The sequence below is a fragment of the Streptomyces sp. R302 genome (assembly GCF_012927245.1).
In the GTDB taxonomy this organism is placed as follows: domain Bacteria; phylum Actinomycetota; class Actinomycetes; order Streptomycetales; family Streptomycetaceae; genus Streptomyces.
Map to the genome: position 1 here is coordinate 139,505 of NZ_JABBGE010000012.1, position 25,646 is coordinate 165,150.

The following is a 25,646-nucleotide window of genomic DNA, read 5'->3' on the forward strand; positions in this document are numbered from 1 at the left end:
GCGGCGGACGCGGAGTCCCGGTGCCTTACGGGTTGGAGCCGACGATCGTCGGGATCGCCGTACCCACCTTGAAGAGGTACGTGCCCTTGAAGGTCGGCTTCGCGCCGACCGGGACGGCCGCGCCGCAGCCGGTCGACTCGACGACGGTGAGCTCGCCGGCGACGCTGTTGACGGCCAGCGCGCCCGTCGAGTTGGTGTACGTGCCGGACGCCTTGCCCTTGACGCGGAAGACGCAGGCGCCGACCGTCACCTTGGCGTTGACGTTGCCGACGTACCCCTTGGTGACGCCGGTCGAGGCGGTGTAGTCCTGCGCGACGATCGTCCAGGGGGTGGTCGGGACCGTGGTCACCGGGCCGAGGACGCTGGTGCAGGGCGCGCCGGAGGCGCCGAAGGCGATGGAGTTGATCTTGCCGACGGTGGCCGGGTTGCCGGTGGTGCTCGCGCCGGTGCCCGCGCCGTTCGACTTCGTACACGTCATCGCGATGCCGTTGACGCTGAGGACGATGTTCCCGCTGTTGACGGCGGTGATGCTGGCCGGGTTGGGGCTGACCGTCCAGACCGTCGAGGCCACCGCACTGGCGGGGCTGATGGCGAGGGCGAACGCGGCCGACGCGGCTCCCGCGACCACGGCGATGTTTCTGATCGACTTCTTCATGGCTCTGGGGTTCTCCTTGGGGATTGACCGGCAGAGGGTGCTTCGTGGGGGTGCTGCGGTGAGGGCGGAGAGGCCGGCGGCCTGACGTTCTCCCTGCCGCGAAATGAGACGTTACTTGCGGGAAACTTAGCCGAACAATGGCGTGAACCATGATTCTTTGAACTTGTTGTATTGCCTGTCAAGAGGGTGAGCGATGGCGGGAATCCGCTTGGTTCCGGAGTGCGCATTGTCGACAATTCTGATCGATCATGCGAGGTCGGAGGGGCTTTTTGGGCCCCCTCCCCTCCCCTTTCTTCGGCCGGTGACAAGTCGGCGCCCTGAATTGTCTCCCGCCTGATAAAAGGGCCACTCCTGCGGCCTGTTCCGTGAAAACTCCGGATCCGGTATTGCCCCGTGAGGTTACTCGGTCGTAGCGTTCCCGGGAGCCGACACCCAGTCGCAGGTCGGCGCCCCTATCTGTCGCGCAGAAGACAAGTCGGGAGAACGCTTTGTCTTCGCGGTGACAAACGCGGAAGCGGATCAATGAGTTTGCGCCACAGCTATTGTCCGGGTGATCCGGAACGGCCTACCGTGCGCCCGCGGCGCACGCGTCACGCACGTCCGCTGGAGGTGAGATGGGAATCGAAGTAGCCGTCGAGGGGCTGACCATGTCCTTCGGCAGACAGAACATCTGGCAGGACGTTTCGCTGACGTTGCCGGCCGGAGAGGTGAGCGTCATGCTCGGCCCTTCCGGAACCGGGAAGACGGTCTTCCTGAAATCGCTCATCGGGCTGCTCAAACCCCAGCGGGGCCGCGTTCTCATCAACGGCGTCGACATGGTCGGCGGCCGGGAACGGGACATCTACGAGACCCGCAAGCTCTTCGGCCTCATGTTCCAGGACGGCGCCCTCTTCGGCTCCATGACGCTCTTCGACAACATCGCCTTCCCGCTGCGCGAGCACACCCGCAAACGGGAGTCCGAGATCCGCCGCATCGTCATGGAACGCATCGAACTCGTCGGCCTGCTCGGCGCCGAGGGTAAACTGCCGGGCGAGATCAGCGGCGGCATGCGCAAGCGGGCGGGACTCGCCCGCGCGCTCGTCCTCGACCCCCAGATCGTTCTCTGCGACGAACCCGACTCCGGCCTGGACCCGGTGCGCACCGCGTACCTCTCCCAGCTGCTGATCGACCTCAACGCGCGGATCGACGCGACGATGCTGATCGTCACCCACAACCTCGACATCGCCGCCACCGTCCCCGACAACATGGGGATGTTCTTCCGGCGCAACCTGGTCACCTTCGGACCGCGCGAAGTCCTCCTCACCAGCGACGAACCGGTCGTCACCCAGTTCCTCGCCGGCCGCCGCGAAGGCCCCATCGGTATGTCCGAGGAGAAGGACGCCGCCGCCCTCGCCGCCGAGGCCGACAGCGCCGCCGCGGGCCGCCCCGACGGGCCCCGCGTCATCGTCCCGCAGCTGGAGCCCTCGCCGGGACTGCCCCCGCGCGCCGCCGTCGTACGCCGCCGCGAGCGCGTCCTCGGCATGCTGGACACCCTGCCGCCCGCCGCCCGCGCCGCCATCGAGGACACCTACGCCCGACAGGCGGCCGCACGGGCCGTACCGGCGCCGTCCCCCGGGGGCGGGGCGTGATCGGCGGGGCGCTGCGGCAGACCGGCCGCCTCTTCGCGCTCGCCGCCGAGGTGACCCGGGCCGTCTTCCGCAGGCCCTTCCAGTTCCGCGAGTTCATCGAGCAGTTCTGGTTCGTCGCCAGCGTCACGATCCTGCCGGCCGCGCTCGTCTCCATCCCCTTCGGCGCCGTGATCGCCCTTCAGGTCGGTTCGCTCACCCAGCAGCTGGGCGCCCAGTCCTTCACCGGCGGCGCCTCCGTCCTCGCCGTCATCCAGCAGGCCGGCCCGCTCATCGTCGCCCTCCTCATCGCCGGCGCGGCGGGCTCCGCGATCTGCGCCGACCTCGGCTCCCGGAAGATCCGCGAGGAGCTCGACGCGATGGAGGTCATGGGCGTCTCGCCGGTGCAGCGGCTCGTCGTCCCGCGCGTCCTCGCCACCATGGCCGTCGCCGTCCTCCTCAACGGCATGGTCTCCGTCGTCGGCACCCTCGGCGGCTACTTCTTCAACATCGTCCTCCAGGGCGGCACCCCCGGCGCGTACCTCGCGAGCTTCTCCGCCCTCGCCCAGCTGCCCGACCTGTACATCAGCGAACTCAAGGCGCTGGTCTTCGGGTTCATCGCCGGCATCGTCGCCGCGTACCGGGGACTCAACCCGCGCGGCGGCCCGAAGGGCGTCGGCGACGCCGTCAACCAGGCCGTCGTCATCACCTTCCTGCTGCTGTTCTTCGTGAACATGGTGCTGACGGGCATCTACCTCCAGATCGTCCCGCCGAAGGGAGGCTGACGGTGGCCTCCCCGCTCGGCTGGCTCGACCGCTCAGGCGACCAGCTCCTCTTCTACGTGAGGGCCCTGCTCTGGGTCCCCCGGACCCTGCGCCGCTACCTCAAGGAGGTGCAGCGGCTGCTCGCCGAGGTCGCCTTCGGCTCCGGCGGCCTCGGCGTCGTCGGCGGCACCATCGGCGTGATGGTCGCCATGACCCTCTTCACCGGCACCGTCGTCGGACTCCAGGGCCACGCCGCCCTCGAACAGATCGGCACCGCCGCCTTCACCGGCTTCGTCTCCGCCTACTTCAACACCCGCGAGATCGCCCCGCTCGTCGCCGGCCTCGCCCTCTCCGCGACCGTCGGCGCGGGCTTCACCGCCCAGCTCGGCGCCATGCGCATCAACGAGGAGGTCGACGCCCTCGAAGGCATGGGCGTCCGCTCCATGCCCTACCTGGTCACCACCCGGATCATCGCGGGCGTCGTCGCCATCGTCCCGCTGTACGCGGTCGGCCTGCTCTCCTCCTACCTGGCCTCCCGCACCGTCACCGTCCTCTTCAACGGCCAGTCCCAGGGCACGTACGACCACTACTTCAACCTGTTCCTCTCCCCGACCGACGTCCTGCTCTCCATGCTCAAAGTGCTGATCTTCAGCGTGATGGTGATCCTCGCCCACTGCTACTACGGCTTCCGCGCCTCCGGCGGCCCCGCCGGCGTCGGCATCGCCGTCGGCCGCTCCGTGCGCAACGCCATCGTGCTGATCAGCGTCACCGACTTCTTCCTGTCGCTGGCCCTCTGGGGCGCGACCACGACCGTGAAGGTGGCGGGGTGACATGAACGCTCCACGAGGCCAGACCCTGCGCCGCCGCTCCGCCGGCGTCGTCTTCCTGCTCGTCCCCGCCCTCCTCGCGTGGCTGGCGGTCGCCGTCTACGACAAGAAGTTCACCGACTCCGACCCGGTCACCGTCGAGACCGGCAGCGTCGGCAACGAGATGCACCTCGGCGCCGAGGTGAAGCTCCGCGGCGTCGTCGTCGGCGAGGTACGCGCCATCGACGCCACCGACACCGGCGCCCGCCTCACCCTCGCCCTGCGCCCCGGCGCCCTCGGCCACGTCCCCTCCGACGTCCGCGCCCACATGCTGCCGACCACCCTCTTCGGCGAACGGTTCGTCGCCCTCGTCCCGCCCGCGAACCCCTCCCCGGAGCCGCTCGGCCCCGGCGACGTCATCCCCGAGGACCGCTCCGGCAACGCCATCGAACTCCAGCAGGTCCTCGACGACCTGCTGCCGCTGCTCACCGCCGTCCAGCCGCAGAAGCTCTCCGCCACCCTGTCGGCCGTCTCCCAGGCCCTCGAAGGCCGCGGCGAGAAGCTCGGCGACACCCTCGCCCGGCTCGACGCCCACCTGAAGAAGTTCAACCCCCAGCTGCCCGCCCTCACCCGGGACCTGAAGGAACTCGTGAAGGTCAGCCACCTCTACGCGGACGCCGCCCCGGACATCCTCACCGCGCTCACCGACTTCACCACCACCAGCGGCACCCTCGCCGAGCAGGAGGCCGCGCTCTCCGGCACCCTCGGCGCCACCACCCGCACCGCCCGGGACCTCACCGCCTTCCTGCGGAAGAACAAGGACGCCGTCATCCGGCTCAGCGCCACGAGCCGGCCCACCCTGGAGCTGCTCTCCGAGTACTCCTCGTCCTTCCCCTGCACCCTGGGCACCCTCGCCCGGTTCGTGCCCGCCATGGACAAGGCGCTCGGCAAGGGCACCGACCGGCCCGGACTCCACGTGAACGTCACCGCCGTCCCCTCCCGGGGCGCGTACGTCCCCGGCCGCGACACCCCGCGGTACGGCTCCGGCGGCGGCCCCCGCTGCCACCCCGTGCCCTACCTCGGCGTCCCCGTCGCCCCCGCCGCCCGCGCCTCCGCCGCGGCCGACCAGGACCTCGGGCCCGCCAACTCCCCGCAGGAGAACGACCTCGTCACCGAACTCCTCGCCCCCGCCGCCGGCAAGCACCCCGGCGAACTGCCGGAGTGGAGCAGCCTGCTCGCCGGCCCGGCCTTCCGCGGAACGGAGGTGACCCTGCGATGAGGACGAAGACGAAGACGAAGGAAGCCGCGTACTCCCGCCGCCGCGGACTCACCGGCACCGTCCTCAAGTCCCTGGCGTTCGTCCTGGTCACGGCGGTGGCCACCACCGTCCTCGGCTTCAGCATCGCCGACACCGGCGTCGGCTCCGCCACCCACGCCTACAAGGCGCTCTTCACCGACGTCACCGGCCTCGTCGCCGGCGACTCGGTGCGCGTCGCCGGCGTGAAGGTCGGCGAGGTCACCGACGTCCGCGTCGTCGACCGGCGCCTCGCCCAGGTCACCTTCGAGGTCCGCGAGGACCGCCCGCTGCCCCGCTCCGCCACCGCCGGCATCAAGTACCTCGACATGGTCGGCCGGCGGTACGTCTCCCTCGGCCGCGGCAGCGGCGACCTCGCCGGCACCCTCTCCGAAGGCGACACCATCCCGCTCGACCGCACCACCCCCGCCCTCGACCTCACCCTCCTCTTCAACGGCTTCAAACCGCTCTTCGAGGGACTCTCGCCCGCCGACGTCAACGACCTCGCCGGCTCGCTCGTCCAGGTCCTCCAGGGCGAGAGCGGCACCGTCGACAGCCTGCTGCGCCACATCGGCTCCCTCACCTCCACGGTGGCCGCCAAGGACAAGGCCGTCGGCGAGGTCGTCACCCACCTCAACACCGTCCTCACCACCCTCAACGACCGCGAGGCCGGCTTCGAGGACCTCGTCGTCACCCTCCAGAAGCTCGTCACCGGCTTCAACACCGACCGCAAGCCCCTCGGCGAGGCCGTCCGCGCCATGGGCGACCTCACCACCACGACCGCCGGACTCCTCCACGACGGGCGCGCCCCGCTCAAGAAGGACATCCGCGAACTCGGCAGGCTCTCCACCACCCTCGGCGACCACACCCCGAGCATCGAGCGGTTCCTCGCCCGGACCCCCGGCAAGCTGACCGCCCTGGCCCGCCTCTCCTCGTACGGCTCCTGGTTCAACCTCTACCTCTGCGAGGCGCGCGTGAGCGGCGTCACCACCTCCGACGGCTCCAAGCCCCCCACCGGCATCGCCGTCACCGAACCGAGGTGCCGCGGATGAGCCTCTTCGGCCGGATCAAGCCGGTGAAGGAACGCAACCCCATCGGGGTCGCCGTCGTCGGACTCGTCCTCCTCGGTCTCCTCGCCGCCCTCGCCTACCACGCGGACCGGCTGCCGCTCGCCGGCGGCGACACCGCCTACAGCGCCGACTTCTCCGAGGCCGCCGGGCTCGACGCGGGCGACGAGGTCCGCGTCGCCGGCGTCAGGGTCGGCCAGGTCACCGGCGTCACCCTCGACGGCCCCAAGGTCAAGGTGACCTTCGAGGTCGGCGACGCCTGGGTCGGCGACCGGTCCACCGCCGCCATCGCCATCAAGACCCTCCTCGGCGAGAAGTACCTCGCCCTCGACCCGCTCGGCTCCGCCGCCCAGGACCCCGGGACCCGCATCCCGCTCGCCCGCACCACCTCCCCGTACGACGTCACCCAGGCCTTCCAGGACCTCAGCGGCACCATCGACGACATCGACACCGGGAAACTCGCCGAGAGCTTCCGCACCATCTCCGACACCTTCAAGGACTCCCCGCCGCACGTCCGCACCGCCGCCGACGGGCTCTCCCGGCTGTCCCTGACCGTCTCCAAGCGGGACACCGAACTCGCCCGCCTCCTGAAGAACAGCGCCACCTTCACCCGGACCCTCCAGGAGAAGAAGTCCAGCTTCGAGGTGCTCCTGGAGGACGGCGGCTCCCTCCTCGGCGAACTCCAGAAGCGCCGCGACGCCATCCGCGCCCTCCTCAAGGGCAGCCGCGCCCTCGGCACCGAACTCAGCGGCCTCGTCGGCGACAACGACAGACAGCTCGGCCCCACCCTCAAGGCCCTCGGCCGGGTCACCGACGTCCTGGAGAAGAACAGCGGACAGCTCGACAAGACGCTCGCGCTCGTCGGCCCCTACTACCGGCTCGTCGGCAACACCCTCGGCAACGGCCGCTGGTTCGACAGCTACCTGTGCGGCGTGGTGCCCCGCACCTACCTGCCCGAGGGCGCGCAGCCCACGACCGGCTGCATGCCGCCCGAGCGGCAGGCCACGGCGAAGGGGAACGGCACACGATGAGCACCACCAGAAAGCCCCTCGTCGCCGGGCTCGCCCTCGCGGTCCTCGCCGCCTGCGGCCTCGTCACCGTCCGCGCCCTCGACGACGACGGCATCCGCGTCACCGCGTACTTCGACCGGGCGATCGGCATCTACGCCGGCTCCGACCTGCGCGTCCTCGGCGTCCGCGTCGGCGAGGTCGAGTCCGTCGAACCCCAGGGCACCCGCGTCCGCGTCGCCCTCCGCCTCGACGAAGGCGTCCGCGTCCCCGCCGACGCCCGCGCCCTCGTCGTCGCCCCCAGCATCGTCGCCGACCGGTACGTCCAGCTCAGCCCCGCCTACAGCGAGGGCCCCGCCCTCGACGACGGCGCCGAACTCCCCGCCTCCCGCAACCGCGTCCCCGTCGAGATCGACCAGCTGTACGCCTCGATCACCGACCTGAGCGAGGCGCTCGGCCCCGACGGCGCCAACTCCGCCGGAGCCCTCACCGAACTCCTCGACACCGGCGCGAAGAACCTCAAGGGCAACGGCGCCGCCATCGGCACCTCCATCGACCGCTTCGGCAAGGCCGCCAAGACCCTCGACGGCAGCAGCGACGACCTCTTCGCGAGCCTCGGCCGGCTCCAGACCTTCACCACCATGCTCAAGGAGAAGGACACCGAGGTCCGCACCGCCCAGGAACGCCTCGACGAGGTCGTCGGCTACTTCGCCGAGAACAAGGACGACCTCGCCGGAGCCCTCGCAGAACTCGGCAAGGCCCTCGCCCAGGTGAAGACCTTCATCAAGGACAACCGCGGCGAACTCAAGAAGAACGTCGACCGGCTCGTCCCCCTCACCCGGACCCTCGTCGACCAGCGCGCCTCCCTCGCCGAAGCCCTCGACGTCGCCCCGCTCGCCGCCGGCAACCTCGTCAACGCCTACGACCCGTCCACCCGCACCATCGACGGCCGCGCCGACCTCAACGAGATCAGCATGGGCGGACCGCTGCTCCCGCTGCCCGTCGCCGGAGCCTCCGCGACCGGCTCCACGCCCACCAGCCCCACAGAGGAGGACCGGTGAGACGCCCCCGCCTGCCCTCGGCCAGGGCCGCCGGCGCCGGAGCCGCCGGCGCGGTCGCCCTCGGCCTCGGCCTGGCCCTCGCCCTCGGCGCGCTCCCCACGCCGTCCGTACGCTTCGACGGCATCCAGGACCTGCCGCTGCCCGGCGGCGCCGACCTCGGCGACCACCCCTACACGGTCACCGCCGAGATCGCCGACGTCCTCAGCCTGGTGCCGCAGTCCGCGGTCAAGGTCAACGACGTCGCCGTCGGCCGCGTCACCGCCATCGAACTGGACCCCGCCACCTGGACCGCCCGCGTCACCCTGAAGATCAACGGAGACGTCCGGCTGCCCGCCGACGCCGGCGCCCGCGTCGAACAGTCCAGCCTCCTCGGCGAGAAGTACGTCCAGCTCGTCGCCCCGGCCACGGCCGCGCCCCGAGGCGGGGCGCGGCCGGCCGCCGCCCGCACGCAGACCGGCGCCCGGCTCACCGACGGCAGCGTCATCCCGCTCGCCCGCACCAGCCGCAACACCGAGGTCGAGGAGGTGTTCGGCGCCCTCTCCCTGCTCCTCAACGGCGGCGGCCTCAACCAGCTCAAGACCATCACCCGCGAACTGAACGCGGCGCTCGGCGGACGCGAACCCCAGGTCCGCTCGATGCTCAGGCGGGTCGACACCCTGGTCACCACCCTCGACGCGCACCGCGGCGACATCACCCGCGCCCTCGACGGCCTCAACCGGCTCTCCACCACCCTCGCCGGCCGCAAGAAGGACGTGGACACGATCCTCACCGACCTCTCGCCCGGCCTGAAGACCCTGGAGAACCAGCGGGGTTCCCTCCTCACCATGCTCCGCGCCCTGGACACCCTCTCCGGAGTCGCCGTCTCCACCGTCGAGGCGAGCAAGAAGGACATGATCGCCGACCTCAAGGCCCTCGCCCCCACCCTGACGGCCCTCGCCGACGCGGGCGCCGACCTCCCGGACTCGCTCCAGGTCCTGCTCACGTACCCCTTCACCGACGAGGTCATGAAGGGCGTCAAGGGCGACTACCTCAACACCTACCTCCACCTCGCCGCCGCCCCCGGCACCGAGGTGATCCCGCCGCTCGTCCCGAAGGCCGACCCGACGCCCATCCCCAGCCCCACCCCGACGGACCCGCTGCCCCTGCCCGCACTGACGCCGAACGAACCGAAGGACGGAGGCGAACGCCGGTGATCACCCGTGCCGTACGGCTGAAGAACCTCGCCTTCCTCGTCATCGCCGTCACCGTCCTCGCCTTCGTCGGCGTCCGCTACGCCGACCTCGGCCACTACGCCGGAGTCGCCGACCACTACACCGTCCGCGTCCATCTCGCCCGCACCGGCGGCCTGTTCACCCACTCCGACGTCACCTACCGGGGCGTCTCCGTCGGCCGCGTCGGCGCCCTCGACCTCACCGCCGACGGCGTCGTCGCCGAGCTCCGCATCAAGAAGTCGGCACCCCGGATCCCCGCCGACGCGCGGGCCGTCGTCGCCGGACTCTCCGCCGTCGGCGAGCAGTACATCGACCTGCGCCCCGAGAGCGACGGCGGCCCCTTCCTCGCCGACGGCGCCCGCATCGACCAGTCCGACACCCAGGTGCCCGCCCCCGTCACCGACGTCCTCGGCAGCATGGACGCGCTGACCCGCTCCGTCCCCCTGGAGTCGCTGCGCACGGTCGTCGACGAACTCGGCAAGGCCTTCGAGGGCCACGGCGACGACCTCCAGGTCCTCCTCGACAGCGGCAGCGCCTTCGTGCAGGCCGCCGACCGCTCCCTGCCCGCCACCACCCGCCTCATCCGGGACGGCGAGGTCGTCCTGCGCACCCAGGCCGACGAGAGCCGCGCCATCCGGGACTTCGCCACCGGGGCCCGCGAACTCGCCGCCACCCTCAAGGGCTCCGACGCCGACCTGCGCCGGCTCCTCACCGTCACCCCCGACGCGGCCGGCCAGGTCAGCGGCCTCCTCGACGACCTCGACCCGAGCCTGAGCGTCGTCCTCGCCAACCTCCTCACCCCCTCCGAACTCGCCCTCACCCGACAGCGCGGCATCGAGGAACTCCTCGTGAAGTACCCGGCGGCCGTCTCGGCCGGAGCCACCGCCGTCGACGGCGGCCGCCTGAACATCGGCCTCGCCGTCACCTTCTTCACGCCGCTGCCCTGCACCTCCGGCTACGGCGGTACGCGCTACCGCAACGGCCTGGACCTCGGCACCGCGCCCGCCCTCAACACCGGCGCCGCCTGCACCAGCCCCGCCGCGACCGGCACCAACGTCCGCGGCTCCGCCCACGCCCCCAAGGGCGACGCCGCGCCCGCCCCGGCCCGCGCCCCCGGCACCCTGAACCCGCGCCAGGACCGGACCGGCGGCGCCGAGCGGCCCCTGCCCGGCGCCCTGGCCCTGCCGGGGCAGACCGGCGGCCCGACCGACCTGGCCGGACTCCTCGGCCTCGCGCCCGGGAGCGCCCGATGAGGCGGGGCCGGCTCCTCGCCGCCGGCGCCCTCACCGCCGCCCTGGGCTTCTGCGCCACCGGCGCCTGGACCTACACCCAGGCCCGCACCGACCAGGAGCTCGCCTTCGGCCGCGCACGCGACACCGCCCTCGCCGAGGGCCGGCAGCGCCTCACCGTCCTCCACACCCTCGACGCCTCCACCCGCGAGCGCGCCGAAGCGGGCATCGAGGCCTGGCGCGACGCCTCCACCGGCCCCCTCCGCACCGAACTCGCCCGCACCGAGCCCACGGTGGGCCCCTCCGCCCGCGCCACGGTCACCGAGGCAGCCCTCACCGCGCTCGACACCCGCGCCGGCACGGCGAAGCTCCTCGCGACCCTCCAGGTCGACGTCACCCCCCGAGGAGGCGCGGCCACCACCGACCGCAAACGCCTGGAGGCCGTCCTGACCCGCACCGGCGAGTCCACCTGGCGGGTGTCGGCGCTCAGCGCCGTGCCCGTCGCCGGAACCGAGGAGGCCACCCCCGAATGACCGCGACCCAGACGGCCCCGGAGACGGAACCCGCCGCCACCGGGGAGACCGGGCCCGAGCCCCGCGCCCCCCGGTGGCGCACGGCCGCCCTGGCCACCGCCCTGACCGCGCTCCTCCTCGGCGGCAGCGCCTTCTTCTACGGCGCCCACCAGCTCCGGACCACCCCCTCGGCACGGAACCAGGCCCTCACCGACACCGCCGCCACCACCCGCGTCGCCGGCGACGTCGGCGAGGGCCTCGCCCGGATCTTCTCCTACACGCCGACCAGCTCCGACGCCGCCGAACGCAACGCCGGGACCGTCCTCGCCGGCCGCGCCGCCCGCCAGTACACCGAGCTCTTCGCCCAGGTCCGCAAGAGCCTCGTCGAGCAGCGGATCACCCTCTCCACCCAGGCCGTCCGCACCGGCGTGATCGAACTCGACGGGGACGGCGCCCGCCTCCTCGTCTTCCTCGACCAGGTCTCCCGGCGGGACAAGGGCGCGCCCACCGCCGCCGCCGCCCAGCTCACCGTCACCGCCCGGTTCCAGGACGACCGCTGGGTCATCACCGACATCGAGCCCCGCTGACGATGAGCGGGAGACGGGAGCACCCCATGACACGCGCCGACCGCACCCGGGCCGGCACCCGGCCCGCCCTGGCCGCGGCCCTCGTCCTCACCCTCGCCGCGGGCGGCGTCGCGGCCTGGACCGGCCAAGCCTGGTACGCCGCCGCCCACGACGACTCCGCCGCCTACGCCGCCGAACGCGACCGGGCGCTCGCCGCGGGGGAGCAGGCCGTGCAGAACCTCAACACCCTCGACCACCGGCGGACCGACCGCGGACTCGACCTCTGGGAGTCGTCCACGACCGGCGAACTCCACGAGCAACTCGTCGACGGACGCCAGGAGTTCGAAGGACAGGTGAAGGCGGCGAAGACGGTCACGACGGCCCGGGTGCTCGCCGGCGCCGTCACCGAGCTCGACGAACGCGCCGGACGCGCCCGGCTGCTCGTCGCCCTCCGCGTCACCGTCACCACACCGGACCGCAAGAGCACCGACAAGGACAGCCGCATGCTGGGCGAACTCACCCGCACCGACGGGCAGTGGAAGCTCAGCGGTCTGGGACAGGCCCCCGTCGGCGGCACGGCGACCGGCTGACCGACCGGGACCCGCCCCCTACGACCTAAGGACACCGCACCATGCCGACGCCCCGCCACCACCTCAACCGCGAGCGCCGCCGCCAGGCCCGCGCCGAACAGCCGGGCCCCGACCCCAAGGGCCCCGTGGGCCTCCTGACCGGGCCCGCACCGGAGACGCGACGGCGAACGGCGGCGAAGCCCGTACAGGAAGAACAGAAGAAGAAGGAGGCGGGGGAGGCGCGACCACGTCACCGCACCCCCCTCCTCGTCCTCTGTGCCCTGACGCTCCTGCTCGGCGGCTTCGCGGGGTGGGCGCACGGCAGGGCGGGCGAGCTGCGCGACGACCCGGCGCGGGCGAACACCGCCCTCACCGACCCGGCCAGGACCAGCGAGATCAAGGGGCGGACGGCCGAGGCCGTCGCCGCCCTCTTCTCCTACGACCACACCGACGCCGCCGCCTTCGACCGGGCCGCGAAGACCTTCCTCACCGGCAAGGCCGTCGAGCAGCACCGGACCCTCTTCGCCGGGGTGCTCGCGCAGGCCGGCGCACAGAAGTCGGTGATCACCACGACCGTCACCGACAGCGCGGTCGAGCGGATCGACGGCGACCGCGCCCGCGTCCTCGTCTACGCCGACCAGAGCAGCGTCAGCACGGCCGGAGACCCCAAGAAGAAGGCCCAGGACCAGGGCGTCTACGCGGGCGCGATGTTCGCCGTGGACGTCGTCCTGCGCGACGGGAACTGGCTGGTCGAGGGCATCGACACCTTCGGCCGCTGAGCGGCTCAGCCCTCCAGGGCCGCGACGAGCACCGTCGCGTACCGCTCCTCGCAGCTCTCGAACCGGGGCGTCAGACCGTGCGCGGCGACGGCCTCGGCCGCCGCCCCGGTCTGCCGCTCGCTCGTCTCGACGAAGAGCCGCCCGCCCGGCGCCAGCCACTCCGGCGCCCCGGCGGCCACCCGGCGCAGCACGTCGAGCCCGTCGGCGCCGCCGTCGAGCGCGACGAGCGGCTCGTGCTCGCGCGCCTCGGGCGGCAGCAGCCCGACCTCCCCGGTCGGTACGTACGGCACGTTGGCCACCAGGATCTCCACCCGGCCGCGCAGTTCGTCGGGCAGCGGAGCGAAGAGGTCGCCCTCGTGGACCAGGCCGCCGCGCGGCTCGACGTTCCGGCGGGCGCAGCGGACGGCGGCGGGCTCGATGTCCGCGGCGTGCACGCGGGCGCCCGGGACGGCCGAGAGCAGCACCGCGCCCGCGGCGCCGGAGCCGCAGCACAGGTCGACGCAGAGCGCGCCGGGCGCGGCGAGCGCGACGGCCCGCTCGACGAGGAACTCGGTGCGCCGCCTGGGCACGAAGACGCCGGGGTCGACGGCGATCCGCAGCCCCCCGAACCCGGCCCAGCCGACGACGTGTTCCAGGGGGTGGCCGATGGCCCGCCGCTCGACGAGCACGTCGAGTTCGGCGGTGTCACAGGCGGCGGAGAGGAGGAGCTCCGCCTCGTCCTCGGCGAAGACGCACCCCGCGGCGCGCAGCCGGGCGACGGTGGCGGAGCGGAGGGCGGCGGTGGGGTCGAGCGACATGAAGTCCTGTTCGTGGGTGGGTGCGGGCGGTACGTCAGCGTGGAGGCCGGTGCCGGGCAGGACCCGGCACCGGCCTCCACGCGTGCGCGCCGCTCAGACGAGGAGCGCCTCGATGGCCGCGACGACCTCGGGGGCCTCCGGCTCGGTGCGCGGACGGAAGCGGGTCACGGAGCCGTCGGCGGAGATCAGGAACTTCTCGAAGTTCCACTGCACGTCACCGGCCTCGCCCTCGGCGTCCGCGACCTGCGTCAGCTCGGTGTACAGCGGGTGCCGGGCGTCGCCGTTGACCTCGGTCTTCTCCAGGAGCGGGAAGGTCACGCCGTACGTCGTCGAGCAGAAGGACCGGATCTCCTCCGCCGACCCCGGCTCCTGCCCGAGGAACTGGTTGCAGGGCACGCCGACGACGGTGAGACCGCGCTCGCCGTACGCCTTCTGCAGCCGCTCCAGGCCCTCGTACTGCGGGGTGAGACCGCACTTGGACGCCACGTTCACGACCAGCACGGCCTTGTCGCGGTAGTCGGCAAGGGAGACCGGGTCGCCGGCCAGGTTCTTCAGCGGGATGTCGTACAGACTCATGGGGGAGCTCCTCGTCGAGACTAGGGTGTGATCACAACATGAGTGAAGAACCGCTGGCAATCGCGGTCGATTCCGTCCCCGGAGCGTCGCGCCGGGTACGCTGCCGTCTCTGCGGCCGTCCGCTGACCGGCGCCGACTCCCGCCGCACCGGCCTCGGCCCCACCTGCGACGCCAAGCTCCACCCCCCGGCCCCCGACATCCGCACCCGCCGCCACGAGGTCGACCAGGACCCGCTGCCCGGCCTGGACCCCTAGGCCGTGTCTTCCGGATCATGCCGGGCTCGCGGCGTCTGGCACCGCGCCTCGCCGCGTTGTCGTCAGTCGCCGATGCTCCGCATGGACTCCCTCCTCCGCCTTGCGATGCACGGCACCAGACGCCGCGAGCTGATCCGACCTGATCCGAAAGACACGGCCTAGGGCCCGTCGACCAACTCCGCGTACGCCGGCCACCGCTCCTCCTCCGCGAGCGCCAGCAGCGCGACCTTGCGGGCGAGCAGCGGATCGGGGTGGCCGGCGAGCCGGGCGGGGGCGTGCTCGACGAGCCAGGCCTGGAGCTCGGGCAGAAGGACGTCGTCCAGGTCCACGTACCAGGGCAGGACGGACGGGTCGTCGTCGAGCAGGTCCTCGATCCGGTACGCCACCCAGTCGGCGAGGTGCCGGTCCGCCGTCCCGCCCCGGGGCGCGGCGGCCCACACGTCGAGGACGGGCGCCAGCGAGCCGTGGATCTCCACGCACAGCTTCCACACCGCCCCCACCCCGTACGGGGGCGCGGGGGCGGCGAGCGTCTCCCGCCACCACACGTCGAGGAAGCCCGCGATCGCCCCGGCCTGCTCGGCGGGCCACCCCTGCCACCGCACCCGGCCGAGACCGGCGGGCGCGTACCCCATGCCGGAGAACCGGCCGTCCGCGAGGTAATGGAGGAACTCCGGCAGCACCCGCCGCAGCACCGCCGGGTGGTCGCCGAAGTGTCCGGGCTCCTCGTGGAAGAACTGACGCGCCAGATCGTCGCCCAGCGGCGCCCGGGGTATCGAGAGGAGCGCCAGCTCCTCCGCCCCGTAGCAGTGGAGGCACCCGTCGGCGGGAGCGGTCATGCCGTCGAAGAAGGCGTCGACGCGGCGGAGGGCTGCGGTCAGCGCGGGAGAGGCCACGGTGTGGTCCTGACGGGACTCCGTCCGGACCGGGCCCGGCGAAGATCGCGACGATACCAGCCCGCGAAAGCAGTGGGCAGGGATTTCACGGTCCGTCAGGGTGGGGCGCGAGGAGACCCGAACCCGAGCCAACCGAACGACCGGAGCCCTGAACCATGTCCACCCTGCGCGTCACCGCCGAGTGACCCGGGGCGGGTCACAGCCTTCTGAACAGGCCCTCCTGGACCACCGAGACGAGCATCCGGCCCTCCCGGTCGTAGATCCGGCCCCGGGCCAGTCCCCGGCCGCCGGTCGCGACCGGGGACTCCTGCTCGTACAGGAACCACTCGTCGGCCCGGAACGGCCGGTGGAACCACATCGCGTGGTCCAGGGACGCCATGTCGAAGCCGCGCGGACCCCACAGCGGCTCGATCGGGATCCGCACCGCGTCGAGCAGCGTCATGTCGGAGGCGTACGTCACCGCGCAGGTGTGGATCAGCGGGTCGTCGCCGATCGGCCCGACCGCCCGCATCCAGACCGCGCTGCGCGGATCCGCGTCCTCGACCTCGTCCTTCGTCCAGCGCAGCCGGTCGACGTACCGGATGTCGAAGGGCATCCGGCGCGCCATCCGCTCCATCGACTCCGGCAGCCCACCGAGGTGGTCGCGGACCTCGTCCGCGAGCCTCGGCAGGCTCTCCGGGTCCACCAGGTGCCGGGGCGGCAGCTGGTGCTCGAAGCCCGCCTCCTCCGGCAGGTGGAAGGAGGCCGTCAGATTGAAGATCGTCCGCCCCTCCTGGACGGCCGTGACCCGGCGGGTCGTGAAGGACCGCCCGTCCCTGACCCGCTCCACCTGGTAGACGATCGGCACGCCCGGCCGGCCCGGCCGCAGGAAGTAGGCGTGCAGCGAGTGCACCGGCCGGTCCGCGTCCACGGTCCGCCCGGCCGCCACCAGGGCCTGCCCGGCGACCTGCCCGCCGAAGACCCGCTGCAGCGACTCCTGCGGACTGCGGCCGCGGAAGATGTTCACCTCGATCTGCTCCAGGTCGAGCAGGTCCACGAGCCTCTCGGCGGGATTCGTCACCACTGAACTCCTCTACAGCTGTCCGACCGACGTCACGCGGACGACCGCCCGGCCCTCCTCGTCGGAGGCGGCCAGGTCCACCTCCGCGCTGATGCCCCAGTCATGGTCGCCGTTCGGGTCGGCGAAGGTCTGCCGGACGCGCCACAGGCCGTGCGCCGCGTCCTCCTCGATGGCGAGCAGCTTGGGGCCGCGCGCGTCCGGTCCGGTGCCCAGGTCGTCGTACTCGTCCCAGTACGCGTCCATCGCCTCGCCCCACGCGTCCGCGTCCCAGCCGGCGTCGGCGTCCATCTCGCCGAGCGCGCCGACCTTGTCGAGCGCCGCCAGCTCCACCCGCCGGAACATCGCGTTGCGCACCAGGACGCGGAAGGCGCGGGCGTTGGCCGTGACGGGCTTGACCTGGTCGGCCTTCTCCTGCGCCTCCTCGGCGGTCTGGACCTCCGGGTTGGCGAGCTGCTCCCACTCGTCGAGCAGCGAGGAGTCCACCTGGCGCACCATCTCGCCCAGCCAGGCGATGAGGTCCTCCAGGTCGTCCGTCTTCAGGTCGTCCGGGATGGTGTGGTCGAGCGCCTTGTACGCGCTCGCCAGGTAGCGCAGCACGATGCCCTCGGTGCGCGCCAGCTCGTAGTGGGCGGTGAACTCCGTGAAGGTCATGGCCCGTTCGTACATGTCACGGATGACGGACTTCGGCGACACCGGGTGGTCGCCGACCCAGGGGTGCGACTTCCGGTACACGTTGTACGCGTGCCAGAGCAGCTCCTCCAGCGGCTTCGGGTACGAGACGTCCTGGAGCCGCTCCATCCGCTCCTCGTACTCGACGCCGTCCGCCTTCATCTGCCCGACGGCCTCGCCGCGCGCCTTGTTCTGCATGGCGTGGAGGATCTGGCGCGGGTCGTCGAGCGTCGACTCGACGACCGAGACCATGTCGAGGGCGTACGAGGGGGACTCCGGGTCGAGCAGGTCGAAGGCGGCGAGCGCGAAGGTCGACAGCGGCTGGTTCAGCGCGAAGTCCTGCTGGAGGTCGACCGTGAGCCGGATGTGGCGGCCCTCGGCGTCGGGGGTGTCCAGCTGCTCCACCACACCGCCGTCGAGCAGCGAGCGGTAGATCGCGATGGCCCGGCGGATGTGCCGCAGCTGCGCCTTGCGCGGCTCGTGGTTGTCCTCCAGGAGCTTGCGCATCGCCTCGAAGGCGTTCCCCGGGCGGGCGATCACCGAGAGCAGCATGATGTTGGTGACCTTGAAGCGGGAGGTCAGCGGCTCCGGCTCGGCGGTCTGCAGCTTCTCGAAGGTGGTGTCGCTCCAGGCGACGAAGCCCTCGGGGGCCTTCTTGCGGACCACCTTGCGGCGCTTCTTCGGGTCGTCGCCCGCCTTCGCCAGCGCCTTCTCGTTCTCGATGACGTGCTCGGGGGCCTGTGCCACCACGAAGCCGGCGGTGTCGAAGCCGGCCCGGCCGGCCCGGCCCGCGATCTGGTGGAACTCACGGGCGCGCAGCGTGCGGACGCGGTTGCCGTCGTACTTGGTGAGGGCGGTGAAGAGCACCGTGCGGATCGGCACGTTGACGCCGACGCCGAGGGTGTCCGTCCCGCAGATCACCTTGAGCAGACCGGCCTGCGCCAGCTTCTCCACGAGCCGCCGGTACTTCGGCAGCATGCCGGCGTGGTGCACGCCGATGCCGTGGCGGACGTACCGGGAGAGGTTCTGGCCGAACTTGGTGGTGAAGCGGAAGTTGCCGATCAGCTCGGCGATCCTGTCCTTCTCCTCGCGCGTGCACATGTTGATGCTCATCAGCGACTGCGCTCGCTCGACGGCCTGGGCCTGCGTGAAGTGCACGATGTAGACGGGCGCCTGCTTGGTCTCCAGGAGCTCGGTCAGGGTGTCGGTGATGGGCGTCAGCCGGTACTCGTACGAGAGCGGCACGGGCCGGGTCGCCGAGCGGACCACCGAGGTCGGCCGGCCGGTGCGCCGGGTCAGGTCCTTCTCGAACATCGACACGTCGCCGAGCGTCGCCGACATCAGCACGAACTGCGCCTGGGGGAGTTCGAGCAGCGGGATCTGCCAGGCCCAGCCCCGGTCCGCCTCCGCGTAGAAGTGGAACTCGTCCATGACGACCTGGCCGATGTCGGCGTCCTTGCCGTCGCGCAGCGCGATCGAGGCGAGCACCTCGGCCGTGCAGCAGATGACGGGCGCGTCCGCGTTCACGGACGCGTCGCCGGTCAGCATGCCGACGTTCTCGGTGCCGAAGATCTTGCACAGGTCGAAGAACTTCTCCGACACCAGGGCCTTGATCGGCGCGGTGTAGAAGGTGACCTGGTCGTTGGCGAGCGCGGTGAAGTGGGCGCCCGCCGCGACCAGCGACTTCCCGGACCCGGTGGGGGTCGACAGGATGACGTTCGCCCCCGACACCACCTCGATCAGCGCCTCCTCCTGCGCCGGGTAGAGCGAGATGCCGCGCTCCTCGGCCCAGGCGGAGAAGGCCTCGAAGAGGGCGTCGGGGTCGGCGGTCGGCGGCAGCTGATCGATAAGGGTCACGCTCCCATCTTGCCTGCATTCCGCCCGGATGAGGGAACCGGCCGCCGGAGGCCAAGATCACGCCCGCTAGGCTGGTCCGTCGACCGGCCGTCAACTCGGCGCCGGCAGGGGAGAAACGGGGCGACACCGACCATGATGGGACCGGCGCACTCACTGTCCGGCGCGGCGGCCTGGCTGGGCGTCGGAGCCGCCGCGGCCGCCTTCGACCACCCGATGCCCTGGCCGGTGCTGCTCGCCGGCGCGCTGCTGTGCGCGGGCGCGGCCCTCGCCCCCGACCTCGACCACAAGTCGGCCACCATCTCGCGCGCCTTCGGCCCCGTCTCCCGGGGCCTGTGCGAGATCGTCGACAAGCTGTCGTACGCCGTCTACAAGGCGACCCGCAGCCCCCAGGACCCGCGCCGCTCCGGCGGCCACCGCACCCTCACCCACACCTGGCTGTGGGCGGTCCTCATCGGCGGCGGCTGCTCGGTGGCGGCCGTGACCGGCGGGCGCTGGGCGGTCCTCGCGATCCTCTTCGTCCACCTCGTGCTCGCGGTCGAGGGGCTGCTGTGGCGGGCCGCCCGGATGTCCAGCGACGTCCTGGTCTGGCTGCTCGGCGCGACCAGCGCCTGGATCCTCGCGGGCGTCCTCGACCAGCCGGGCAACGGCTCCGACTGGCTCTTCACCGGCCCCGGCCAGGAGTACCTGTGGCTGGGCCTGCCGGTCGTCCTCGGCGCCCTCGTCCACGACGTCGGCGACGCGCTCACCGTCTCCGGCTGCCCGATCCTGTGGCCGATCCCCATCGGCCGCAAGCGCTGGTACCCCATCGGCCCCCCGAAGGGCATGCGCTTCCGCGCCGGCAGCTGGGTCGAGCTGAAGGTCCTCATGCCGGCCTTCATGCTCCTCGGCGGCATCGGCGGAGCCTCGGCCCTCGGATTCTTCTAGCCGTACGCGTACGGGGAGGGGCCGCACCGGATCGTTTCCGGTGCGGCCCCTCCCCGTATCCGTACGGCTCAGGCGTGCGGGGCCGCCGTCGCGGTGACCGCGTGCGGCAGCTCCGCCGCGACCGCCCGCAGCCGGCGCGTCAGGTCCTCGACGGTGTGGCCGGCCGGCTGCGCCACCCAGGCCTCAAGCGCCTGGTGGAACGCGGAGACGAGCATGTCGAGCGCCAGGCGGGCGCGGAGGGTGCCGGGTCCGTCGAGGGTGAAGCGGCGGTCGAGCACCAGCAGCGCGGCACGGGTGGTGCGGTCGCAGAACGCGAGGCCGTGGGCGTCCATCGACGGCGTGCGCGCGGCGAGCCGGCGGCTCGCCAGGGCGCGCTCGGCCCAGCCGTCGGCCGGCATCCGGGCGAGCGCCTCGGCGAGGCGGTCCGCGAGGACGGCGAGGAGCGGCCGCCGCGCCTCCGGCGCGTCCTGCGGGTCGGTGTCCAGGACGTCGAGGAAGGCGGTCCACAGGTCCTGGGTGGGGGCCATGGCGACGTCCTCCTTGCTGTCGAAGTAGCGGAAGAAGGTCCGCTTCGACACCTCGGCCGCCTCGCAGAGCCCGTCGAGCGTCACGCCGTCGAAGCCGTGCGCGCCGAAGCGTTCGAGCGCGGTGGTGACCAGGGTCTGCCGGGTGCGGAGCTTCTTGCGTTCCCGCAGCGGGAGCGGGGGAGGGGTCTCGGCCGTCATCGGCCCCACTGTATCGGAGCGGCGAACGCCCCCTATAGGCTTATGCCACTCAGTGGCATTTTGATGGCTCGTCCGATGGAGGACACCCGTGCGCGCGCTTCTCGTCGACCCCTCGGCCCCCGGCGGCCTCCGCCTCGGCACCGCCCCCGACCCCGTCCCCGCACCCCACCAGGCACTCGTCCGCACCACCGCGACCTCCCTCAACGCGGGCGAGATCGCCTTCGCCCTGAACTCCGCGCCCCCGGGCACGGTCCTCGGCTGGGACGCCGCCGGAGTGGTCGAACGGGCCGCCGCCGACGGCACGGGACCGGCCGCCGGAACACCCGTCGTGACCCTCATGGGGGACGGGGCCTGGGCCGAACTCCGGGCCGTCGACACCGCGATGATCGGAACCGCGCCCGCCGGAGCCGACCCCGCCGCCCTGGCCACGGTCCCCGTCGCCGCCACCAGCGCCCTGCGCGCCCTCCACCGGCTCGGCCCCCTCCTCGGACGGGACGTCCTGGTCACCGGGGCCACCGGAGGCGTCGGCCGGTACGCCGTCCAGCTCGCCCGCGCCGCCGGCGCGCACGTCGTCGCCTGCACGGGCGACCCCGACGCCCACGGCGACCTGCTGCGCCGCCTCGGCGCGCACGAGGTGGTCGCCGCCCCGAAGGAGGCCGCACGGCCGGTGGACGGCGTGCTCGACCTGGTGGGCGGCGACCGGCTCGTCGAGGCGTACGGGACGCTCCGCGAGGGCGGCACGCTCGTCGCCGTCGGTCACGCCGCCGGCCGCGGCGAGGACTTCCCCTTCGGGGCGCTCTTCGGCGACGAGGGACGCCACGACCGGTCCCTCGTCACCTTCTTCCTGCTCGGCTGCACCGGACTCGACCGCGACCTCGGGTGGCTCGCCCACCGCGTCGCGGACGGCGAGCTCGACCCCGGCATCGCCTGGCGCGGCGACTGGAGCGCCGCCGCGGACGCCGTCGCCGCCCTCCGCGCCGGCGACCTCCACGGCAAGGCGGTCCTCACGTTCTCCTGACGCCGCCTTCTCCGGACGGCCCCGCGGGGCCTGCGGCACCGCTCCTAGCCGTGCCAGGACCGCCACAGCGCCGCGTACGCGCCGTCCGCCGCGACCAGGTCGTGGTGGTGGCCCAGTTCGCTGATCCGGCCGTCCTCGACGACCGCGATCAGGTCGGCGTCGTGCGCGGTGTGCAGGCGGTGGGCGATCGCGACCACCGTCCGCCCGTCCAGGACCCGTCCGAGGGAACGCTCGAGATGGCGGGCCGCGCGCGGGTCGAGGAGCGAGGTCGCCTCGTCCAGGACCAGCGTGTGCGGATCGGCGAGGACCAGACGGGCCAGCGCGATCTGCTGGGCCTGCGCCGGGGTCAGCGTCCTGCCGCCCGAACCGACCTCGGTGTCCAGGCCCGCGTCGAGCGCCCGCGCCCAGGCCTCCGCGTCCACGGCCGCGAGCGCCGACCACAGCTCCGGGTCCCCGGCCTCCGGGCGGGCGAGCAGCAGGTTGTCGCGGAGCGTGCCCACGAAGACGTGGTGCTCCTGATTGACCAGCGCCACGTGCTCGCGGACCCGCTCGGCAGGCATCCGGGCCAGCTCGGCCCCGCCGAGCGTGACCTCACCGGCGCGCGGCCCGTAGATGCCCGCGAGCAGCCGGCCCAGGGTCGACTTGCCCGCCCCCGAGGGGCCGACGAGCGCGAGCCGGGTGCCCGGAGCCACCGCCAGCGACACCCCGTGCAGTACATCCACGCCCTCCCGGTAGCCGAAGCGCACGTCGGCCGCCTCGACCGAACGGCCCTCCGGCCGCACCGACGCGTCGCCGGGCTCCGGCTCGATGTCGCGCACGCCCACGAGACGGGCCAGCGACACCTGCGCCACCTGGAGCTCGTCGTACCAGCGCAGCACGATCCCGATCGGGTCCACCAGCATCTGGGCGAGGAGCGCGCCCGTCGTCAGCTGCCCGACGTCCATCCAGCCCCGGAAGACGCAGAAGCCGCCGATGGCGAGGACCCCGCACAGCACCAGCGTGTGCGTCAGGTTGACCACCGGAAAGAGCACCGCCCGCAGGTAGAGCGTGTACCGCTCCCATCGGGTCCACTCCTGGATCCGCCGGTCCGAGAGCGCCACCCGGCGCGCGCCGAGCCGGTGCGCCTCGACCGTGCGGCCCGCGTCGACCGTCTCGGCCAGCGCGGCCGCCACGGCCGCGTACCCCGCCGCCTCCGAACGGTACGCGGACGGCGCCCGCTTGAAGTACCAGCGGCAGCCGGCGATCAGCAGCGGCGCGGCGATCACCACGGCGAGCGCGAGCGGCGGCGCGGTGATCGCGAGCCCGCCGATCAGCAGCCCCGCCCAGACCACGCCGATGACGAGCTGCGGCACGGCCTCGCGCATGGCGTTGGCCAGCCGGTCCACGTCGGTGGTGATCCGGGAGAGCAGGTCGCCGGTGCCCGCCCGCTCCAGGACGCCCGGCGGCAGCCCGACCGCGCGGACCAGGAAGTCCTCCCGGAGGTCGGCGAGCATCTCCTCGCCGAGCATCGCCCCGCGCAGCCGGACCAGCCGCACGAAGAAGGCCTGCACGGCGAGCGCGACGGCGAACAGCGCGACCGCGGGCCCCAGACGGAGCTCCCGCGCGCCCTCGGCGAGCCGGTCCACCACCTGGCCGAGCACGTACGGCCCCACCATGGAGGCGATCACGGCCACCGCGTTCACGCCGACGAGGACCAGGAACGCCGTGCGGTGCCGGCGCAGCAGCTCGCGGACATAGGCCCGCACGGTCGCGCCGGCGGCGACGGGCAGGGTGGTGGCGGTCGTCGGGGCCGCCGGGTCGTACGCGGGCGGCGCCAGGCCGATCATGCCGTCTCCCCTTCCAGTGCTTCGTGTCCGGCCGCGGTCGTCGCGGCGAGTCCGGAATCCTTGTCGTCGCCGGTCGTGTCGTCCGTCCCGGCGTTCGTCCCGTCGCCCGTCCCGTCGCCCGTCCCGTCCTCCGTCTCCCGGGTGACGACCGCCCGGTAGAGCGGCTCCCCGGCGAGCAGGTCGCGGTGCGTGCCGTGGGCGACGGCCCGGCCCTCGTGGACCAGGACCACCCGGTCCGCCAGGTCCAGGAGCAGCGGCGAGGAGGCCAGCACCACCGTCGTGCCGCCCGCGCGCAGCTTGCGCACGCCCGCCGCGACCCGCGCCTCGGTGTGCGAGTCGACCGCCGAGGTCGGCTCGTCGAGGACGAGCACCTCCGGGTCGGTCGCCAGCGAGCGGGCCAGCGCGAGACGCTGCCGCTGCCCGCCGGAGAGCGAACGGCCCCGCTCGGTGATCCGGGTCCGCATCGGGTCGCCGTCGGTGTCCACCGACGCCTGCGCGAGCGCGTCGAGGACGTCACCGCACTGGGCCGCGGCGAGCGCCTCCTCCGGCCGGACCGCGCCGGACGACGGCACGTCGAGCAGCTCGTGGAGGGTGCCGGACAGCAGGACCGGCTCCTTGTCCTGGACCAGGACGGCCGTCCGGGCCGCGTCCAGCGACAGCTCGTCGAGCGGCACCCCGCCGAGCCGCACCGAGACGTGGTCGTCGCCCGGTTCGGCCGGATGCCCGCCGAGCCGCTCCGCGAGCCGGCCGGCCGCGTCCGGGTCCCCGCACACCACGGCCGTGAACTGCCCGGCGGGCGCGATGAGTCCGCTCACCGGGTCGTACAGGTCACCGGACGCCCGCCGGTCCCGGGAGTCCCCGGCCGGCTCGGTCACCCGGGTGAGCGCGAGCACCCGCGCGGCGCGCTTCGCGGAGGGCCGGGAGAAGGCGTACGCCATCGCGATCTCCTCCACGTTCCGCAGCGGATGGTGGGTGAGGGCCACCGCGCCGTAGACGGTGACCAGCGCGCCGACCGTGATCCGGCCGTCGAGCACCAGCCCCGCCCCGTACGCCACCACGGCGATCAGCAGCAGCCCCGGAAGGAGCACCTGGACGGCGGCGATCAGCGCCCACATCCGGGCGCTGCGCACGGCCGCGCGGCGGACCTCCTGCGAGGCGGCCCGGTAGCGGCCGAGGAACAGCTCCTCGCCGCCGATGCCGCGCAGCACGCGCAGTCCGGCGACCGTGTCGGCGGCGAGTTCGGTGGCCTTGCCGGCCTTCTCGCGCTGCACGTCCGCCCGCCGGGTGGCGCGCGGCAGCAGCGGAAGCGCGGCCAGCGCGAGCGCCGGGACGCCCACCGCGACGACGGCGCCGAGCGCCGGCTCGTACACGATCAGCCCGACGCAGACGGCGAGGAGGGTGAGGACGGCGGCGGCGAACCGCGAGAACGCCTCGACGAACCATCCGATTTTTTCGACGTCACCCGTTGATACGGATACGACTTCTCCGGCCGCGACCCGCCGGGTCAGCAGCGAGCCGAGCTCGGCGGTCCTGCGGGCGAGGAGCTGCTGGACCCGCGCGGCGGCGGTGATCCAGTTGGTGACGGCGGTGCGGTGCAGCATCGTGTCGCCGACGGCGATCCCGGCGCCGAGCGCCGCGACCACCCCGCAGCCGGCCGCGAGCCGCCCGCCGTCGCCGTCGACGACGGCCTGCACGGCGATGCCGACGCCGACCGGAAGGCCGGCGATCGACAGCTGGAGCAGCAGCCCCCACAGCAGCGACCGCACCTGCCCGCCGAGCTGCATGCGCCCCAGCCAGATCAGGAAGCGGGTGCCCGAACGGACGTCGGGCACCCCCGGGTCGGCGTAGGGAAGGTCTCGGATCTGCATGGCGTCCCACGTCTCCGGGTGTGGCTGGGGGGCGGGCCGTCGGTGTGCGGCGCCG

The 25,646-nt window shown here is 73.0% G+C and carries 25 protein-coding genes; 16 read left to right on the forward strand and 9 right to left on the reverse strand.

The annotated features are described in order from the left end of the window. Nucleotides 1-25 precede the first annotated feature (25 nt). Nucleotides 26-655, reverse strand: a complete 630-nt coding sequence (locus HHL19_RS31565) for a hypothetical protein (protein ID WP_169093810.1) — start codon at nucleotides 653-655, stop codon at nucleotides 26-28. A 614-nt stretch (nucleotides 656-1,269) separates the two neighbouring features. On the opposite strand from HHL19_RS31565, the gene HHL19_RS31570 reads away from it, so the two are divergent. From HHL19_RS31570 to HHL19_RS31630, 13 genes are read left to right on the forward strand one after another with little or no spacing between them, the layout of a single operon-like run. Beyond that, a complete protein-coding gene (locus HHL19_RS31570) occupies nucleotides 1,270-2,283 on the forward strand; it encodes an ATP-binding cassette domain-containing protein (RefSeq protein ID WP_169093811.1) in 1,014 nt (337 codons plus the stop codon). Further along, nucleotides 2,280-3,044 carry an ABC transporter permease gene (locus HHL19_RS31575; RefSeq protein ID WP_169093812.1) on the forward strand — a complete coding sequence of 255 codons (765 nt, stop codon included), beginning with the start codon at nucleotides 2,280-2,282 and terminating at the stop codon, nucleotides 3,042-3,044. The genes HHL19_RS31570 and HHL19_RS31575 overlap by 4 nt, the downstream gene beginning before the upstream one ends. Nucleotides 3,045-3,046: 2 nt before the next feature. Then, complete coding sequence (locus HHL19_RS31580) at nucleotides 3,047-3,853, forward strand: ABC transporter permease (RefSeq protein ID WP_169093813.1); 807 nt, start codon at nucleotides 3,047-3,049, stop codon at nucleotides 3,851-3,853. Between the two features lies 1 nt (nucleotide 3,854). Then, nucleotides 3,855-5,108, forward strand: a complete 1,254-nt coding sequence (locus HHL19_RS31585) for an MCE family protein (protein ID WP_169093814.1) — start codon at nucleotides 3,855-3,857, stop codon at nucleotides 5,106-5,108. Continuing rightward, a complete protein-coding gene (locus tag HHL19_RS31590; protein ID WP_169093815.1) occupies nucleotides 5,105-6,175 on the forward strand; it encodes an MCE family protein in 1,071 nt (356 codons plus the stop codon). The genes HHL19_RS31585 and HHL19_RS31590 overlap by 4 nt, the downstream gene beginning before the upstream one ends. After that, nucleotides 6,172-7,221, forward strand: coding sequence for an MCE family protein (locus HHL19_RS31595; RefSeq protein WP_169093816.1), 1,050 nt, complete (start codon nucleotides 6,172-6,174; stop codon nucleotides 7,219-7,221). The genes HHL19_RS31590 and HHL19_RS31595 overlap by 4 nt, the downstream gene beginning before the upstream one ends. Then, nucleotides 7,218-8,258 (forward strand): MCE family protein, encoded by a 1,041-nt coding sequence (locus tag HHL19_RS31600; protein WP_169093817.1) that lies wholly within the window; start codon nucleotides 7,218-7,220, stop codon nucleotides 8,256-8,258. Before HHL19_RS31595 ends, HHL19_RS31600 begins: the two co-directional genes overlap by 4 nt. Further along, nucleotides 8,255-9,451 carry an MCE family protein gene (locus HHL19_RS31605; protein ID WP_169093818.1) on the forward strand — a complete coding sequence of 399 codons (1,197 nt, stop codon included), beginning with the start codon at nucleotides 8,255-8,257 and terminating at the stop codon, nucleotides 9,449-9,451. Before HHL19_RS31600 ends, HHL19_RS31605 begins: the two co-directional genes overlap by 4 nt. Further along, on the forward strand, nucleotides 9,448-10,722 hold the full coding sequence (locus HHL19_RS31610; RefSeq protein ID WP_169093819.1) for an MlaD family protein: 1,275 nt from the start codon (nucleotides 9,448-9,450) through the stop codon (nucleotides 10,720-10,722). The genes HHL19_RS31605 and HHL19_RS31610 overlap by 4 nt, the downstream gene beginning before the upstream one ends. Next, the gene (locus tag HHL19_RS31615) at nucleotides 10,719-11,231 is read left to right on the forward strand and encodes a hypothetical protein (RefSeq protein ID WP_169093820.1); all 513 of its coding nucleotides are present in this window, start codon (nucleotides 10,719-10,721) and stop codon (nucleotides 11,229-11,231) included. Before HHL19_RS31610 ends, HHL19_RS31615 begins: the two co-directional genes overlap by 4 nt. Then, nucleotides 11,228-11,797 (forward strand): hypothetical protein, encoded by a 570-nt coding sequence (locus tag HHL19_RS31620; protein ID WP_240981999.1) that lies wholly within the window; start codon nucleotides 11,228-11,230, stop codon nucleotides 11,795-11,797. Before HHL19_RS31615 ends, HHL19_RS31620 begins: the two co-directional genes overlap by 4 nt. A gap of 26 nt (nucleotides 11,798-11,823) precedes the next feature. Further along, nucleotides 11,824-12,366, forward strand: a complete 543-nt coding sequence (locus HHL19_RS31625) for a hypothetical protein (protein WP_169093821.1) — start codon at nucleotides 11,824-11,826, stop codon at nucleotides 12,364-12,366. 41 nt (nucleotides 12,367-12,407) lie between these two features. After that, on the forward strand, nucleotides 12,408-13,124 hold the full coding sequence (locus tag HHL19_RS31630) for a hypothetical protein (protein WP_169093822.1): 717 nt from the start codon (nucleotides 12,408-12,410) through the stop codon (nucleotides 13,122-13,124). Between the two features lie 5 nt (nucleotides 13,125-13,129). Here HHL19_RS31630 and HHL19_RS31635 read toward each other — a convergent pair whose 3' ends face one another. Both HHL19_RS31635 and HHL19_RS31640 read right to left on the reverse strand, forming a co-directional pair. After that, on the reverse strand, nucleotides 13,130-13,921 hold the full coding sequence (locus tag HHL19_RS31635) for a putative protein N(5)-glutamine methyltransferase (RefSeq protein ID WP_169093823.1): 792 nt from the start codon (nucleotides 13,919-13,921) through the stop codon (nucleotides 13,130-13,132). A gap of 93 nt (nucleotides 13,922-14,014) precedes the next feature. After that, nucleotides 14,015-14,497, reverse strand: coding sequence for a glutathione peroxidase (locus HHL19_RS31640; protein ID WP_169093824.1), 483 nt, complete (start codon nucleotides 14,495-14,497; stop codon nucleotides 14,015-14,017). Nucleotides 14,498-14,535: 38 nt separating this feature from the next. Between HHL19_RS31640 and HHL19_RS31645 the strand changes: the two genes are divergently transcribed. Continuing rightward, on the forward strand, nucleotides 14,536-14,751 hold the full coding sequence (locus tag HHL19_RS31645) for a DUF6011 domain-containing protein (protein WP_169093825.1): 216 nt from the start codon (nucleotides 14,536-14,538) through the stop codon (nucleotides 14,749-14,751). A 158-nt stretch (nucleotides 14,752-14,909) separates the two neighbouring features. On the opposite strand, the gene HHL19_RS31650 is transcribed toward HHL19_RS31645, so the two are convergent. The 3 genes from HHL19_RS31650 to HHL19_RS31660 all read right to left on the reverse strand — a co-directional run bounded on the left by HHL19_RS31650 (nucleotide 14,910) and on the right by HHL19_RS31660 (nucleotide 19,230). Beyond that, the gene (locus tag HHL19_RS31650; RefSeq protein WP_169093826.1) at nucleotides 14,910-15,644 is read right to left on the reverse strand and encodes a hypothetical protein; all 735 of its coding nucleotides are present in this window, start codon (nucleotides 15,642-15,644) and stop codon (nucleotides 14,910-14,912) included. A gap of 196 nt (nucleotides 15,645-15,840) precedes the next feature. Next, nucleotides 15,841-16,704 (reverse strand): acyl-CoA thioesterase II, encoded by an 864-nt coding sequence (locus HHL19_RS31655; protein WP_169093827.1) that lies wholly within the window; start codon nucleotides 16,702-16,704, stop codon nucleotides 15,841-15,843. A 12-nt stretch (nucleotides 16,705-16,716) separates the two neighbouring features. Further along, on the reverse strand, nucleotides 16,717-19,230 hold the full coding sequence (locus tag HHL19_RS31660; RefSeq protein ID WP_169093828.1) for a DEAD/DEAH box helicase: 2,514 nt from the start codon (nucleotides 19,228-19,230) through the stop codon (nucleotides 16,717-16,719). A 132-nt stretch (nucleotides 19,231-19,362) separates the two neighbouring features. On the opposite strand from HHL19_RS31660, the gene HHL19_RS31665 reads away from it, so the two are divergent. After that, nucleotides 19,363-20,154: a metal-dependent hydrolase gene (locus HHL19_RS31665; RefSeq protein WP_169093829.1), complete on the forward strand. Its 792-nt coding sequence runs from the start codon at nucleotides 19,363-19,365 to the stop codon at nucleotides 20,152-20,154. A gap of 68 nt (nucleotides 20,155-20,222) precedes the next feature. On the opposite strand, the gene HHL19_RS31670 is transcribed toward HHL19_RS31665, so the two are convergent. Beyond that, nucleotides 20,223-20,879: a TetR family transcriptional regulator gene (locus HHL19_RS31670; RefSeq protein ID WP_169093830.1), complete on the reverse strand. Its 657-nt coding sequence runs from the start codon at nucleotides 20,877-20,879 to the stop codon at nucleotides 20,223-20,225. A gap of 88 nt (nucleotides 20,880-20,967) precedes the next feature. Here HHL19_RS31670 and HHL19_RS31675 point away from each other — a divergent pair, with 88 nt between their 5' ends. After that, nucleotides 20,968-21,897: a zinc-binding dehydrogenase gene (locus HHL19_RS31675; protein WP_169093831.1), complete on the forward strand. Its 930-nt coding sequence runs from the start codon at nucleotides 20,968-20,970 to the stop codon at nucleotides 21,895-21,897. 44 nt (nucleotides 21,898-21,941) lie between these two features. On the opposite strand, the gene HHL19_RS31680 is transcribed toward HHL19_RS31675, so the two are convergent. Beyond that, nucleotides 21,942-23,723, reverse strand: coding sequence for an ABC transporter ATP-binding protein (locus tag HHL19_RS31680; RefSeq protein WP_169093832.1), 1,782 nt, complete (start codon nucleotides 23,721-23,723; stop codon nucleotides 21,942-21,944). Beyond that, nucleotides 23,720-25,591, reverse strand: coding sequence for an ABC transporter ATP-binding protein (locus tag HHL19_RS31685; protein WP_169093833.1), 1,872 nt, complete (start codon nucleotides 25,589-25,591; stop codon nucleotides 23,720-23,722). The genes HHL19_RS31680 and HHL19_RS31685 overlap by 4 nt, the downstream gene beginning before the upstream one ends. Nucleotides 25,592-25,646: the final 55 nt, after the last annotated feature.

Coding starts and splice junctions, on each gene's coding strand:
- HHL19_RS31565 (WP_169093810.1), bottom strand. CDS start 655: ATGAAGAAGTCGATCAGAAACATCGCCGTGGTCGCGGGAGCCGCGTCG.
- HHL19_RS31570 (WP_169093811.1), top strand. CDS start 1,270: ATGGGAATCGAAGTAGCCGTCGAGGGGCTGACCATGTCCTTCGGCAGA.
- HHL19_RS31585 (WP_169093814.1), top strand. CDS start 3,855: ATGAACGCTCCACGAGGCCAGACCCTGCGCCGCCGCTCCGCCGGCGTC.
- HHL19_RS31590 (WP_169093815.1), top strand. CDS start 5,105: ATGAGGACGAAGACGAAGACGAAGGAAGCCGCGTACTCCCGCCGCCGC.
- HHL19_RS31595 (WP_169093816.1), top strand. CDS start 6,172: ATGAGCCTCTTCGGCCGGATCAAGCCGGTGAAGGAACGCAACCCCATC.
- HHL19_RS31600 (WP_169093817.1), top strand. CDS start 7,218: ATGAGCACCACCAGAAAGCCCCTCGTCGCCGGGCTCGCCCTCGCGGTC.
- HHL19_RS31615 (WP_169093820.1), top strand. CDS start 10,719: ATGAGGCGGGGCCGGCTCCTCGCCGCCGGCGCCCTCACCGCCGCCCTG.
- HHL19_RS31620 (WP_240981999.1), top strand. CDS start 11,228: ATGACCGCGACCCAGACGGCCCCGGAGACGGAACCCGCCGCCACCGGG.
- HHL19_RS31625 (WP_169093821.1), top strand. CDS start 11,824: ATGACACGCGCCGACCGCACCCGGGCCGGCACCCGGCCCGCCCTGGCC.
- HHL19_RS31630 (WP_169093822.1), top strand. CDS start 12,408: ATGCCGACGCCCCGCCACCACCTCAACCGCGAGCGCCGCCGCCAGGCC.
- HHL19_RS31635 (WP_169093823.1), bottom strand. CDS start 13,921: ATGTCGCTCGACCCCACCGCCGCCCTCCGCTCCGCCACCGTCGCCCGG.
- HHL19_RS31640 (WP_169093824.1), bottom strand. CDS start 14,497: ATGAGTCTGTACGACATCCCGCTGAAGAACCTGGCCGGCGACCCGGTC.
- HHL19_RS31645 (WP_169093825.1), top strand. CDS start 14,536: ATGAGTGAAGAACCGCTGGCAATCGCGGTCGATTCCGTCCCCGGAGCG.
- HHL19_RS31665 (WP_169093829.1), top strand. CDS start 19,363: ATGATGGGACCGGCGCACTCACTGTCCGGCGCGGCGGCCTGGCTGGGC.
- HHL19_RS31670 (WP_169093830.1), bottom strand. CDS start 20,879: ATGACGGCCGAGACCCCTCCCCCGCTCCCGCTGCGGGAACGCAAGAAG.
- HHL19_RS31680 (WP_169093832.1), bottom strand. CDS start 23,723: ATGATCGGCCTGGCGCCGCCCGCGTACGACCCGGCGGCCCCGACGACC.
- HHL19_RS31685 (WP_169093833.1), bottom strand. CDS start 25,591: ATGCAGATCCGAGACCTTCCCTACGCCGACCCGGGGGTGCCCGACGTC.